Origin of the sequence: Micromonospora vulcania, from assembly GCF_042658605.1 — a bacterium.
GTDB classification, from domain to species: Bacteria; Actinomycetota; Actinomycetes; order Mycobacteriales; family Micromonosporaceae; genus Micromonospora; species Micromonospora vulcania.
The window spans coordinates 84,435-97,528 of sequence record NZ_JBHSQS010000001.1; the positions used below are offsets into that span (position 1 = coordinate 84,435).

Below are 13,094 nucleotides of genomic sequence, written 5' to 3' on the forward strand. Positions count from 1 at the left end.
CGCACGAGGAGGCTCCGCATGCCGTACCCCGAGATCCGGCCCCGTCGGCTGCGCCGCACCCCTGCGGTGCGCCGGCTGGTCTCCGAGACACGGGTCGACCCGGCCGAGCTGATCGTGCCGATGTTCGTCAAGGAGGGGCTGACCGAGCCCCGGGCCATCGCGTCGCTCCCGGGGGTGCTCCAGCACTCCCGGGACTCGCTGCGTAAGGCTGCGGTCGAGGCGGTCCAGGCCGGCGTCGGCGGGATCATGCTGTTCGGCGTGCCGGAGCAGCGGGACCCGACCGGGTCCGGCGGCATCGACCCGAACGGCATCCTGAACGTCGCCATCCGGGACGTGGTGGCCGAGGTGGGCGACGCCACCGTCGTGATGAGCGACCTGTGCCTGGACGAGTTCACCTCGCACGGGCACTGCGGTGTGCTCACCCCGAGCGGCGACGTGGACAACGACGCCACCCTGGCCGCGTACGCCGAGATGGCGTTGGCCCAGGCCGCCGCCGGGGTCGGCATGGTCGGGCCGTCCGGGATGATGGACGGCCAGGTCGGCGTGGTACGCCGGGCGCTCGACGCCGCCGGGCACCAGGACGTGGCCGTGCTGGCGTACGCGGCGAAGTACGCCTCGGCCTTCTACGGGCCGTTCCGGGACGCGGTGGAGTCGGCCCTGGAGGGCGACCGGCGCACCTACCAGCAGGACCCGGCGAACCTGCGCGAGTCGCTGCGTGAGGTGGCGCTGGACGTCGCCGAGGGCGCCGACATCGTGATGGTCAAGCCGGCGCTGCCCTACCTCGACGTGGTGTCGGCGGTGCGGGCCGCGGTGGACGTCCCGGTCGCCGCCTACCAGGTCTCCGGTGAGTACGCGATGGTCGAGGCGGCCGCCGCGAACGGCTGGATCGACCGGGAGCGCGTGATGCTGGAGACGCTCACCTCGATCAAGCGGGCCGGCGCGCAGATCATCCTCACCTACTGGGCAGTCGAAGCCGCCCAGCTCCTGCGCCAGCGTTACTGACCGCCCCCCGCCCGCGCGCCTGCCACCCGCCCGCGCGTCGCGCGTCTGCTCCAAGATCGCGCTCGATCCGTGAAGTAGTGGCCTTGTCGCTTCAGGATGCCACTACAACCAGGATCGAGCGCGATCTTGCCGATCGTCGGGTGGTCAGTCGTCGTTGGCGATGGTGCCCGTTCCCAGCGGGTCGGCCAGTCGTAGGCCGGGTACGCCGGCCACCACGATGGTCAACTTCTCGTTCGACTCCCGCTTGCGGTCGCCGCGCACGGTCACCGGGAAGGTGACCGACGTCTGCCCGGCGGCCAGCAGCTTGCAGCCGACGTACGGGTCGAAGTCCGAGCCGACCTGCGCCGTGCCGCCAACGGTGGCGGCGCAGAGCAGCACCGGCTGGGACAGCGGCCGGGACACGGTGGCGGTGAAGGTGAGCGGCCGGGTGCCCTGATCGCCCTCGACCACCGCCGCGTCGGCGACGGTCAACGACGCTCGGGACCGGAACCGGGCCACCTGCGGGTCATGGTCGCTGGAACCACGCGACCCGTCGCCGGTGAACTCGGCCGGCCAGTCCGCGTTGATGTGCGCGGCCCGCACCTGCACCAGGTCGGCGTAGAGCGCGTCGTTGACGAACAGGTGGTCGAGCGTCTGCGCCTGCCCCTCGAAGCTGTACGAGTAGGCGGAGGCCGGGACGTCCGCGACCAGGTTGTCCCACAGGCTGTGCAGGCCCGCCTCGTAGAGCGGGGCGAGCTGGTCCGACGGGGTGGGCGAAGTGCCGGTGGCGATCGGGTCGTCCGGGCGGGGGAAGACGTTCAGGTCGCCGCCGTAGACCACCCGGGCGTGCGAGTCGGAGGCCTCGATCGCGGTGACGATCGCCGCGCCGTACGCCGCCTGCTCCCGCCGCTGCCCGACCCGGCTGTCCGGGCCGGAGGAGTAGTGGTTGCTCAGCGCGTACAGGGTGAACCGCTCGGTCGAGCCGGGCGTTGCCGCCACGGTGAACTTGCCCAGCTGGGGAGCACGGGTGAAGACGTTGTTCCCGTCCTTGCCCGTCGAGGTGTCGACGTCGGCCGGCAGCACCGCGTTGAGCGCCTTCGGGTTCTGCACGTCGGCGTTGGCCGGCAGCCCCGCAGCGCGGTACTGGACCGTCGGTGCCGAGCCCAACAGCGGGTCGTTCGCCGTCGCGGCCGGCAGCGAGAGCCGGTCGGTGCGGTACAGGAACGCGGCGGTGATGCCCCGGGCGTCCGCGCCGGTCCGGTCGTAGGTCGCGGCGTACGCCGGCCCGCCGGCCGCCGCCACCGCGAGTGCCAACTCCTGGATGCTGTCCGGAGCGCCGTCGGCGTTGTCGGTGTCACCGCAGGCCAGCGCGGCACCGGAGACGGTGCAGATGTCCTGGTCCTCGGCCTCCTGCACCAGGATCAGGTCCGGCGCGTGCAGGTCCGTGACGATCTGGTCGGCGAGCGCGGTGAGGTGCTCGCGGTAGTCGGCCTCGCTGCTCGGCACGTAGTCGAACGGCGGGTCGACGCCCGGGCAGCCCGCGTTGCCGGTGAAGTCGCAGCCGTCGAACGGGTCGTCCCGGTAGTCGTACAGGTTCTCCACGTTGTAGGTGGCGACCGCCACCTCCTGCGACCGGTCGGCCGGCTGCGGCGGGTTGTTCCTCGACGGGTCGGCCCCGGCGTCGAACTCCGCCCGCTCGACCTGCACGCCGTACTTCTCGAACGAGTAGTAGACCCCGCCGACCGCGTCCGCGTGCAGCGTGTCGAAGGTGTGTGCCGGCGGGAGCAGCGCGGTGCTGTCCCCGGCGGTGGCCTTCACACCCATGCTGCCGAGCATCACCCGCTGGCCGTTGCCGTCGTCGAAGCGGCGGGTCGGGTCGTTGTCGAGCGGGTGCGAATCCCGGAACACCCGCCGGGCGTACGGGTCGGCGCGGTCCAGCAGCGGATCGTCGCGGTCGACGACCCACAGCTCGGCGTCGGCCGTGGAGGAGAAGACGTCCCGGCCGCTCACCGCGCCGCTACCCGCGCGTACGCGTAGCCGGGCGCCCTCGTGCCGCTCCCAGAAGCGCTGTGCGTCGGTGAACTCGGCCGGCGGCACCGCGTCGGTCACCGCGACCGCGGTGTCCACGGCCAGGCCGGTGGCGATCCGGCGGACCAGCGACGCACCGGAGAGCTGGGTGAGGTTGAAGTATTCCGACACCCGGGCGCGGAGCACCACCTCGTCGCCGACCGTCGGAACGTAACCGCCGATCAGCGAGGTGAACGTGCCCATGAACACGAAGATGCCGTCCGAGCTGGTCGCGTCGCCGTCGGTGTCACCCGTACGGCTCTGCAGGAAGAACCCGTGCTGCTCCGCCCCGGCCGCCGTGCGGGCCAGGGTCAACTGGGTGATCACGCCGCGTACGTCGTACAGCGTGCTGCTGGTGCCGTTGCCGCTCGCCGGTGCGAGCGGCGAGCGGTCGGCCGGCCCGGACTCGGCGTCGGTGGTCGGACCCTGCACCTCGCCGACGGTCAGTTCCCTGGTCACCTGCACGACCAGCGCGCAGCTTGCGGTGCCGCCGTCCGCGTCGGTCGCGGTGACCGTGACGGTGTACGCCCCGGCGGCGAGGTCAGCACTCGTGCCGACCGTGGCGCGTGCGGTGCCGCCCACCCCGTCGGCCGGGGTGAACGCGGTGCGGGTGATCGAGCCGGTGGCCGGAGTCGGGCTGATCCCGGTGACCGCCAGGTCCACGATCGTGTCGTCGGGGTCGGTGGCGGCGACCTCGCGGGTCGCGGCCGTGCCGGCGGCGGTGACCAGTGGTCCGCCGCAGGTGAGCGTGGCCGGCACGTCGACCGGCCCACCACCGTCCACGGTGTGCGAGCCGAGCCCGTCGAAGGTGTCGACCGGGAAACCGGCCCACTGCGCGGCGGGGTCGAACGCGTCGGACGGGTCGGTGTCACCGGCGGTCACGCTCGGCAGCCGGCGCAGCGTGTTGTCGGCGGTGCTGGTGGCGCCGGCACCCCACTCGGCGCCCGGGTCGACGCCCACCTGACCGATCGAGTCGAGCACGGTGGTGCCCCGGCGCAGCACGACCGCGTCGTCGCCGTTGAACAGGCTCGCAGCGGTGGTCTGGTCCGCCTGGGCGAGGATGGCGGCCCCGGCCGACGAGCTGGCGAACACGAACGCGTCGCCGGCCGCCACCGTCCCGGTCAGCGCGATGGTGGTAGCCGTCGTGGAGCCGTTGAAGAAGAGCTGGAGCTGGTAGCCGCCGGCAGTGAGGTCGACCGCGGCACCGGTGCCGTTGAACAGCTCGATCGCCTTGTTGTTGGACGAGCCTTCGACGTACTCCGAGATGAACAGGTCGGTGGGCGCGGCGCTGGCCGCGGTGGGTGCGACGCCGAGGGCCGTGACGGTCACGGCGGCGGTCGCGGTCGCGAGCGCGGCGATGGTGCGGCGCGGGCGCATAGGGCCTCCACGATGGGCGGACGGGGGTCAACGCACGTTAAGGTGCGCGCCTGTCCAGCGTCCATCCCCCATAGGACAGTTTCGTGAATTCCTCAGCGGGGCGGATCGATGCGGTGCACCAGCTCGGCGATGTCGACGCTGTATTCGCACCAGTCCCGGTCGGGCCGGTAACCCAGCTCTGCGTTGACCTTGAGCATCGCCTCGTTGGCCTGTGCGTTCCAGGTCTGCACCTCGGCCAGCTCCGGCTCGGCCGAGCGCAGCTCAAGCAGCATCCGGGCCTTGATCGCGCGGTCGATGCCGTAGCCCCGGTGGTCCTGCGCCACGATCGTGTCGTACTGGTCGGCACGGGTCGGGTGCTGTGCCGGGACGACCACCTCGGTCAGGCCGGCCACCTCGCCGCTCTGCTCGTGCCGGGCCAGCACGATGTACGGCTTCATGCCCCGACGGTGCAGCGTGTCCAGGCTGTCCCGCAGCCGCTGCGGGTCGTAGGAGCTGGGCCGCAACTCGCCGTCGTCGACGTCGCGGACCTCGGCCTTGGCCCGCGCGTACGCCTCGATCAGGTCGTCCGGCGGCCCGCCGGGGAAGAACTCCAGGTGGTAGCCCGCCCCGATGCCGGTGGCCATCTGGGCCAACTCGGCCCAGTCGACCGCCGCCAGGTCGAGCACGCTGCGCGTCTCGACGTACTCCCGGGTGAACCCGAGCGCCTCGTAGAAGCCGACCGCCGGCGTGTCGCCGACCACCTCGACCCCGATCGATCGGAAGCCCTCCTGGTAGACCCGGCGCGCGGCGCGTAGCACCAGGTCACGGCCGAGCCCGGCGCGCCGCACGGACGGGTGCACCAGCACCTCGAGCACGCCGATGTCGCCGAGGAGCAGGACGTGGACCTGCCCGAGGACCGTGCCCGGAGCACCGGGGTCGGTCGGCTCGGCCTGAGCGACCCAGGAGAGCCGCCGCTCGCCGGGCATCACCTCGGCGAGGTACTCCCGCAGGGAGGTCTCCCGCCACGGCGGGTCCTGCGGAAGATCGGCCGCCAAGACCGCGTTCAGCGTGGCCAGCAGGGACGCCATCTCGGCGGACGACGCGGTCCTGGGGTCCCACTCGCGCACCATCACCTGTCTAGCTTGCCGCTAACCGCTGCCCGGGGGAAGTGTCCAGTTCTCCAATGTACGCGGACGATCACTTCACGTGCGGCTGGCCTGTCCGTACCGGTTTGCGTTGTCGTAGACGTCCTGGGCGTACCGGCGCACGTCGTTGTACGACAAAATGGCGTTCCACCAGTCACCCGGAATGCTCAGGTTGCGGCCGTTCTTGCACAGGTAGTTGCCTGCCGCAAGGGCGGCGTCGTCCAGGTCGTGTGGGTCCTTGCGGCCGTCGTTGTCGGCGTCCGCGCCGATCTCCTGCCAGGTGGTCGGGATGAACTGCATCGGGCCGATGGCCCGGTCGAACTCGGTGTCCTTGTCGAGCGCCCCGCGGTCGGTGTCGATGATCCGCATCCGACCGCCGTTCCCGTCCAACCGCAGGCCGATGATCTCGGGAAGCACCTTGCCGTCCAGCCCCAACCGGGCGCCGTTGGCCGAGCCGTGCCCGGATTCGACCTGACCGATCGCGGCCAGCGTGGTCCAGCTCAGCGCGCAACTGCGGTTGGTCTGGCCGAGCACCAGCTCGGCGTAGCCGTACGCCTGCATGGCCGCCGGCGGAATCCCGACCTTGGCGCCGACCTGCTGGGCCCAGCCGGCGAGGACGTCCGAGGGGCGCCCGACGCCCACCGGTGGGCCGATCGGACCGCCGGTGGATCCACCGGCGGGCGGGAAGGTGCTGGTGAGCGGCGGACTGGTCGGGAACGGGCTGGTGGGCAGTGGCGCACCGCCGGGCAGCCCGGACGGCACCGCCGGCGGGACGGCCGTGGTCGGCGCGGCGGAGGCGTCGATCGCCACCGGCCGGGGCGCGCGGATGGTGGACGGGACGAGCACCGCGCCCGCCGCGGCGCTGGCGGCCACCAGGGCGAGCAGGAAGACGCCGGGCAGGGTGAGTCGGCCGCTCGGTCGCCGGGCCCACGCCCGGGTCGCCCGGGCCGCGGTCGCCGCCGCCTGGCGCGGCGGTGGCAGACGTACGGCGTGCGCGAACGGCACCCGCCGCCGCCGGCCCGGGTCTCCCGTCGGCGCGCTGGCGGCAACGTCCACCTTGGTGGCCGCCAGACCTGCGGCGGCGCTGGCCGAGGTCTCGGTCTTCGGCTCTTCAGCCGGGACGGTGTCGGTCTTGGTGTCGTCGGCCGGGACGGTGTCGGCCTTCGTGTCGCCTGCCGGGACGGTGTCGGTCTTCGGGTCTCCAGCCGGGACGGTGGCGGGCTTGGTGTCGTCGGCCGGGGCGGCGTCGGTCTTCGTGACGCCGGCCGAGGTGTCGGCCTTCGGGTCCGTGACCGGGACGGTGTCGGTCGTCGTGTCGCCGGTCCGGCCGGTGTCGGCCTTCGGGTCGTCGTCTGGCGCGTCGGTGCCCGGCCCGGCCGCCCGACTCTCGGCGGTCGGCTCGGCGGCCGGGCTCGACACGCCCGGGTCGGTGGCCGGCTTCGCCTCCACCTGATCGGCAGTGGGGGCCTCGGATTTCGGGGCCTGGGCGGGTGCGGTCGCCACGGTCTCCGCCGGTGGCGTGGGCTTGTCGGGGGCGCCGCCGCTCAGCCAGGGCCGGCGGGGGCGGGGCACGGCCCGGGGCACCGGATCAGGCGCAGCTCCGGAACCTTCGAGCGGCCCGTCCAGCGGCGCGGCCGGTCGAAGCGGTCGCACACGCGTTCTGTCCTCGCCGTCCACCACCCGTCGAGTATCACCCATGCCTCGCCGGGCGTCATTCCCGGACGTACCCTGTTGCCATGCCCCGGTACGAGTTCCGCTGCCGCGCCTGTGGTGACACCTTCGAGGTCAACCGTCCAATGGCGGCGGCCGGTGCGCCGGCCACCTGCCCGCAGGGCCACGACGACACCGTCAAACTGCTCTCCGCGGTCGCGGTCACCGGCCGGGGTGCGGGAGGTTCCGGCAACGGCGCCCCGGCGTCCTCCGGCGGCGGTTGCTGCGGCGGTGCCTGCGGCTGCTGATTGGGCCGATTTTCCGCCGCCCGGTGGGCCGGCCTTGCCGCGAACGGGTACGAGTGGCACTTTGAGGCGGCATCTGCCCGGCCGTTCTCACGATGCGTGACCTGGCGGACTCAGGCAGCATGAACCCGACGTCACGGGCGGAGGTTCCACGCATGTCGCCACGGATCCAGCTCCCGAGCGGTTGGGTGACCTTCGTGTTCACCGATATCGAGGGCTCGACCCGGCTGGCTCAGCTGCTCGGCCCGGATTACCGCCCGGTGCTCGCCGAGCATCGCCGACTGCTGCGGCGGACCTTGGCCACCACCGGTGGCGCCGAGTTGCTGACCGAGGGCGACTCGTTCTTCCTGGCCTTCGACGACGCGGCCGCGGCGCTGACCGCCTGCCTGACCGCCCAGCGGGCGCTGGCGAACCACGACTGGCCGACTCCGGAGGCCGCGCCCCGGGTGCGGATGGGCCTGCACACCGGCTACGCCGAGCCGCGCGACGGGGAGTACGCCAGTCCCGAGGTGCACCGCGCGGCCCGGGTGGCGGCCGCCGCCCACGGTGGTCAGGTGCTCTGTTCGGCGTCCACCGCCCGACGGGCCGAGCCGCTGCCGCTGGGTGCCAGCCTGCTTGATCTGGGCCTGCACCGGCTGCGTGGCTTCGACGACCGGGAACGGCTGTTCCAGCTGGTCGCGCCCGGCCTGGAGCGGCAGTTCCCGCGTCCGCGTACCGCCGACGCGGTGGCACACAACCTGCCGAGTCAGGTGACGTCGTTCGTCGGCCGGCGCGAGGAGCGGGTCGAGCTGGGCCGGCTGGTGGAGCAGCACCGGCTGGTCACCGTGCTGGGCGCGGGTGGCGCGGGCAAGACCCGACTCGCGGTGGAGCTGGCCAGTGGAGTCGTCGAGGCGTACCCGGACGGGGTCTGGTTCGTCGACATCGCCGCGGTGACCGACCCGGGGCTGGTGGCGTTCGCCATCGCCGCGGTGCTCGGGCTGCGACCCGAGCCGGGCCGTCCGATGGTGGACACCCTGGTCGAGTACGCGGCGGCTCGCCGGGTGCTGATCGTGCTGGACACCTGCGACTCGCAGCCGTCGGCGTGCGCGGAGGTGATCTCCCGCCTGCTCTCCGGTGGGGGCGGCGTGCGGGTGCTGGCCACCAGCCGGGAGTCGTTCAGCCTGCCCGGCGAGGTGGTGTGGCGGATCCCGCCGTTGTCGGTCGATCCCCGCCCGGACGGCGCGGAGAGCGACGCGGTGGCGTTGCTGCTGGACCGTACGGCGGCGGCCCGTGGTGGCCGTCAACCGGACCCGGCCGAGTCGGCCGACCTGCGCCGGGTGGTCCAGCGGTTGGACGGTCTACCGCTCGCCATCGAGCTGGCCGCCGCGCGGCTGCGGGTGCTCTCCGTCGGCCAGCTCGCCGAGCGGCTGGACGACGTGCTCGGCACGCTGGACGCCGGCCGGGAGGACCCGGGACCGTCGCCCGTGGAGCGGGGCTGGTCGGGCAACCAGCAGGACACCGTGGACCTGGTGGCCGCTGCGTCGGGGGCGTCGCCGCCCAGCCCGGCGAGCCGGGCGGTGCAGCGGTCGGCCGCCGAGCGGCACGTGACCATGCAGGCCACCGTCACCTGGTCGTACCGCACGTTGGGGCCTCGGGCCGCCCGGCTGCTGCGTTGGCTGGCGGTCTTCGCCGGGCCGGTGGACCTGCCGACGGTGGAGTGGCTGCTGGGGGACGACCCGCTGGATCCGTTGTCGGTGCTGGTGGACAAGTCGATGGTGCTCGCCGAGCCGCGCGCCGCGGGCAGCACCTACCGAATGCTCGACCCGATCCGCGCGTACGCGGCGCGGAGGTTGGCCGAGGCGGGCGAGGAGCAGGCGGCCCGGGACCGGCACGTGGCCTGGTCGGCACACGCGCTGGAGCGGGCCCACCTGGGCCCGGACGGCCGGCCCGTGACGCTGTCGCTCTACGCGCTCGACCCGTTGGCCGGGGAACTGCGGGCGGCACTGCGCTGGTGCGCCACCGGCGGTAGCGCCCGCGCCGGTATCGGCCTGGCCGGCGGCCTGGACCAGTGGTGGCGCGAGCGTGGGCTGGCCCGGGAGGGGCGGCTCTGGCTGTTCCGGTTGTACGGGCGGATCGCCGAGACCGGCGAGCGGATCCCCGAGGCGGAGCTGGCAGCGGCGTACCACATGCATTCGCTGCACGCCGGCGCGGACGGCGAGTTCGCCGAGGAGCTGCGCTTCTCCCAGCGGGCCGAGGCCGCTGCCCGGCAGGCCGGCGACGCCGGGCTGCTGGCCCGGGTGCTCGCCGGGCGGGCCGCGCCGTTGGTCGACATGGGACAGTTCGTCGAGGCCGAACGGGTGTGCCGGGAGGTCATCGACTGGGCGCACGGGCAGGACGTGGTCGGCGAGGCGCTGTTCGCGGTGTTCAGCCTGGCCGAGCTGCTCTGGCGACGGGGTGCCCTGGAGGAGGCGGCGGATCTGCTGGGAGCGGTCCGCCCGGTGGAGGCGGCCCGGCCGGTGGAGCGGGGCCGGCGCTCGGTGGACATGCTGCTCGGTATGGTCGCGCTGGCCCGGGGCGACGTGATCGCGGCGCACGAGCATCTGTTGGTGGCGCTGCGCTCCCGGATGGGTCACGGCTACCACGGCCGGGCGTGTGACACGTTGAACGCCATTGCGGTGCGCTGCGCGGCCGGCGGGGACCGGTTGACCGCGGCCCGACTGTTCGGGGCCGCGCAGGCCACCCGGGCCAGCATGCGCTCCACGCCGGGCATCTACGGCGTCTACTGGGCAAACCAGCAGGCCGATCTCCGCGCGGCGCTGGGCGACGTGGCCTTCGACGACGCGTACGGCGAGGGTGCCGAGCTGGGGTTGGACGAGGCGGCGGCGCTGGCACTGGATGTCGAGCACCCGGATCTGGCCGAGGACTCGATCCGGTTCAGCACCGGGCTGTCCCAGCCGGTCGCACCCCACTCCTCCGACGCGGATCGCCACCCGGCAACCCGAACCGAACACGCCTGACCCCCACCCACCCTTGTTGATCAAGAGGTTCCGGTCAGGAAACGGGCTTCCGGTGACCGAAACCTCTTGATCAACGCGGCCGGGTGGGGGTAGGGGTGGGGTTCTAGCGGGTGGCGGCGCGGCGTTCGGCGTCGGCCTTCATTCGGGCGGCACGGTCGATGTCGGCCTGCTGGACGGCCGCGACCGAACCGAAGATGCTGACCGCCTGGTAGTAGGTCCAGGCCAGGCTGTAGCAGGCCGGTCGGACGACCGCGTTGTACGTGGCACAGACCCGCTTCAGGTCCTCGTAGAAGGCGCTGTCCAGCCGGGACTTGTTGGCGGGGAACTGACCGACCGCCTTGTAGTTGCGGTAGCCGAAGTCGTGCCGGTAGCAGCCGAGGTTGAAGGTGAACCCGAGCGGGTTGTCCGGGCTGGTCGAGCAGTAGTCGGTGGACCAGTTGAAGGCGTACTCGGCCCAGGCGCCCTGGTTGGTGCGGGCGCTGTTCCAGGCGTTGTAGCTGGACGCGCTGGTCTGGGTCCAGCTGGAGAGCACCGACAGCTTCTGTGCGGGGGTCACAGCGGCGGCGGCGGGGGAGGCGATGACGACGGTGGCGAGCAGCGCGAGCGCGCCCGAGGCGAGGAGGGTGGAGAGACGTCGGGACACGGGTACCTCCGCAGGTGTGCGGGGAATAAGTTACCGGCGGGTTACCGGATGTCGAGAAGTCTCGATTAACTGATCAACTTGTCGGTATGTGTCGTGCCAACTATTGGTGACATACGTTGAAACAGACGAATGCCCCGGGTGCGCGACGGCACCCGGGGCATCCGGCGAGGGTCGTACGGTCAGCGCAGGACGAAGGCCGGTGGGCTGGTCGGGCTCTCGTTGGCCGAGCGGTCCAGCGCGGTCAGCTGGTAGGTGTACCGCCGGCCGGGCTCGGCCGTGGTGTCCACCCAGGACTGCGTCCCGCCGGGCGTGGCCCGAACGGTGTCGACCAGGTGCGCGGCGTCCGCCGTGCCGCACCGGCCGGGCAGCGTGCTGCCGTCGAACCGGTAGATCGCGTACGAGGTGGCGGTGCCCAGAGGGCCGACGCCGTCGGCCGGCTGACGCCAGGTCAACCGCACCCCGTCGGCCTCCCGTGCGGTCCTGGTGACCACCGGGAAGAGCAGCGGCTTGGCCGGCAGGTGTGTCATGGCCGGCACCAGCGCCGGGCGGGAGTAGTGCTCGGCGGCGTAGATGTCGGTGGCGCCGAGTCGGTTGGCCCGTACCTGGACGGCGGAGAAGTGCACGTTGCCCTGCACCTCCGGGTAGGCCCGGTTGAGTGTCAGGTGATCGGACAGCTCCCGCGGGTTCTGCCAGAACGGCCCGTACGCCGCGTCACCGCTCTTGTAGTCGGCCTGGCCGATGTAGAGCTGCACACGCGTCCCGCGCACGGTCTCGGCCCACCACGGCACCAGCCGCGCGTAGTCGGCCGCCGGGTACTGGCCGATGTACCAGTAGAGCTGCGGCACCACGTAGTCGATCCACTCCTGCTTGACCCACTTGCGGGTGTCGGCGGAGATGATGTCGTAGGACTGGCTGCCGGTGGTGTCCGAGCCGAGCGGGTCGGCGGTCTGGTTGCGCCAGATGCCGAACGGGCTGACCCCGAACTTCACCCACGGCTTCGCTGCCTTGATCTTGCCGCTCATCTCCTGGATCAGCAGGTTGATGTTGTCCCGCCGCCAGTCGGCCCGGTCGGTGAACCCCCGGTTGTACGCCGCGAAGGTGGCGTCGTCCGGCACCTGGTACGTGCCGCTCGGGTAGGGGTAGAAGTAGTCGTCGAAGTGCACCCCGTCGATGTCGTACCGGCTGACCGCGTCCATCATCGCGGTCTGCACGAACTCGCGTACCTCTGGAACGCCGGGGTTGTAGTAGAGCCGGCTGCCGGCCACGCCGGCCGGCGGGTAGGCGAAGGTCCAGTCCGGGTGCTGCCGGGCCGGGTGGCCGGGAGCGAGCTGTGCGAGGTCCGCGCCGGCACCGCCGGGGGCCGGCATGGAGACGCGGTACGGGTTGAACCAGGCGTGGAACTCCAGGTTGCGCCGGTGCGACTCGGCGACCAGGAAGGCCAGCGGATCCCAGCCCGGGTCCTGACCGCGCACCCCGGTCAGGTACTCCGACCAGGGCTCGTACGGCGAGGGCCAGAGCGCGTCGGCGGTCGGCCGGACCTGCACGACGACCGCGTTGTGGTTCAGCCGCTCGGCGAGGTCGAGCAGTGCCCGGTATTCGGCCTGCTGGGCCGCGATCCGGTCCGGGTCGGTCTGGGACGCCTTGCTGGGCCAGTCGATGTTGACCACCGACGAGATCCACATGGCCCGGAACTGCCGCTTCGGGGTGGCCGGGTCGGTGACGCAGGTGGCGGTGGAGGCGGCGCCGGGCGCAGCGCTCGCGGGGGTGGCGGCGCTCGCGGGGGTGGCGGCGCTCGCGGGGGTGGCAGCGCTCGCGGGGGTGGCGGCGACGAGCGTGCCGAGCAGGGCTGCGACCAGCCCGGCGGCTCCGAGCCGAGTTGCCTTCATGCGGTGTGTCCCTTCGTTGGGGCTCCCGGGTGTTCGGCGCGGCCTTGTCGGCAAGATTCGCCGCT

General features: G+C 72.6%; 8 protein-coding genes. 3 read left to right on the top strand and 5 right to left on the bottom strand.

All coding sequences use genetic code 11. The features are described 5' to 3' along the window. Positions 1 to 18 precede the first annotated feature (18 nt). Complete coding sequence (gene hemB / locus ACFQGL_RS00440) at positions 19 to 1,002, top strand: porphobilinogen synthase (protein WP_377503830.1); 984 nt, start codon at positions 19 to 21, stop codon at positions 1,000 to 1,002. A gap of 144 nt (positions 1,003 to 1,146) precedes the next feature. Here the strand turns inward: hemB and ACFQGL_RS00445 are convergent, their stop codons facing one another. The 3 genes from ACFQGL_RS00445 to ACFQGL_RS00455 all read right to left on the bottom strand — a co-directional run bounded on the left by ACFQGL_RS00445 (position 1,147) and on the right by ACFQGL_RS00455 (position 7,133). Continuing rightward, entirely contained in the window at positions 1,147 to 4,425 is a 3,279-nt protein-coding gene (locus ACFQGL_RS00445; protein ID WP_377503832.1) for a lamin tail domain-containing protein, read from the bottom strand. A gap of 92 nt (positions 4,426 to 4,517) precedes the next feature. Further along, positions 4,518 to 5,534 (bottom strand): GNAT family N-acetyltransferase, encoded by a 1,017-nt coding sequence (locus ACFQGL_RS00450; RefSeq protein WP_377504646.1) that lies wholly within the window; start codon positions 5,532 to 5,534, stop codon positions 4,518 to 4,520. A gap of 72 nt (positions 5,535 to 5,606) precedes the next feature. After that, positions 5,607 to 7,133 carry a lytic murein transglycosylase gene (locus ACFQGL_RS00455; protein WP_377503834.1) on the bottom strand — a complete coding sequence of 509 codons (1,527 nt, stop codon included), beginning with the start codon at positions 7,131 to 7,133 and terminating at the stop codon, positions 5,607 to 5,609. Positions 7,134 to 7,285: 152 nt separating this feature from the next. On the opposite strand from ACFQGL_RS00455, the gene ACFQGL_RS00460 reads away from it, so the two are divergent. Next, entirely contained in the window at positions 7,286 to 7,507 is a 222-nt protein-coding gene (locus ACFQGL_RS00460; protein WP_377503836.1) for an FmdB family zinc ribbon protein, read from the top strand. 152 nt (positions 7,508 to 7,659) lie between these two features. Beyond that, positions 7,660 to 10,500 carry an ATP-binding protein gene (locus ACFQGL_RS00465; protein ID WP_377503838.1) on the top strand — a complete coding sequence of 947 codons (2,841 nt, stop codon included), beginning with the start codon at positions 7,660 to 7,662 and terminating at the stop codon, positions 10,498 to 10,500. A gap of 103 nt (positions 10,501 to 10,603) precedes the next feature. Here the strand turns inward: ACFQGL_RS00465 and ACFQGL_RS00470 are convergent, their stop codons facing one another. Together ACFQGL_RS00470 and ACFQGL_RS00475 are read right to left on the bottom strand one after the other, a co-directional pair. Beyond that, complete coding sequence (locus tag ACFQGL_RS00470) at positions 10,604 to 11,143, bottom strand: phospholipase (protein WP_377503840.1); 540 nt, start codon at positions 11,141 to 11,143, stop codon at positions 10,604 to 10,606. A gap of 179 nt (positions 11,144 to 11,322) precedes the next feature. After that, the gene (locus tag ACFQGL_RS00475) at positions 11,323 to 13,029 is read right to left on the bottom strand and encodes a glycoside hydrolase family 10-like protein (protein ID WP_377503842.1); all 1,707 of its coding nucleotides are present in this window, start codon (positions 13,027 to 13,029) and stop codon (positions 11,323 to 11,325) included. Positions 13,030 to 13,094 lie beyond the last annotated feature (65 nt).

Coding starts and splice junctions, on each gene's coding strand:
- hemB (WP_377503830.1), top strand. CDS start 19: ATGCCGTACCCCGAGATCCGGCCCCGTCGGCTGCGCCGCACCCCTGCG.
- ACFQGL_RS00445 (WP_377503832.1), bottom strand. CDS start 4,425: ATGCGCCCGCGCCGCACCATCGCCGCGCTCGCGACCGCGACCGCCGCC.
- ACFQGL_RS00450 (WP_377504646.1), bottom strand. CDS start 5,534: ATGGTGCGCGAGTGGGACCCCAGGACCGCGTCGTCCGCCGAGATGGCG.
- ACFQGL_RS00460 (WP_377503836.1), top strand. CDS start 7,286: ATGCCCCGGTACGAGTTCCGCTGCCGCGCCTGTGGTGACACCTTCGAG.
- ACFQGL_RS00465 (WP_377503838.1), top strand. CDS start 7,660: ATGTCGCCACGGATCCAGCTCCCGAGCGGTTGGGTGACCTTCGTGTTC.
- ACFQGL_RS00475 (WP_377503842.1), bottom strand. CDS start 13,029: ATGAAGGCAACTCGGCTCGGAGCCGCCGGGCTGGTCGCAGCCCTGCTC.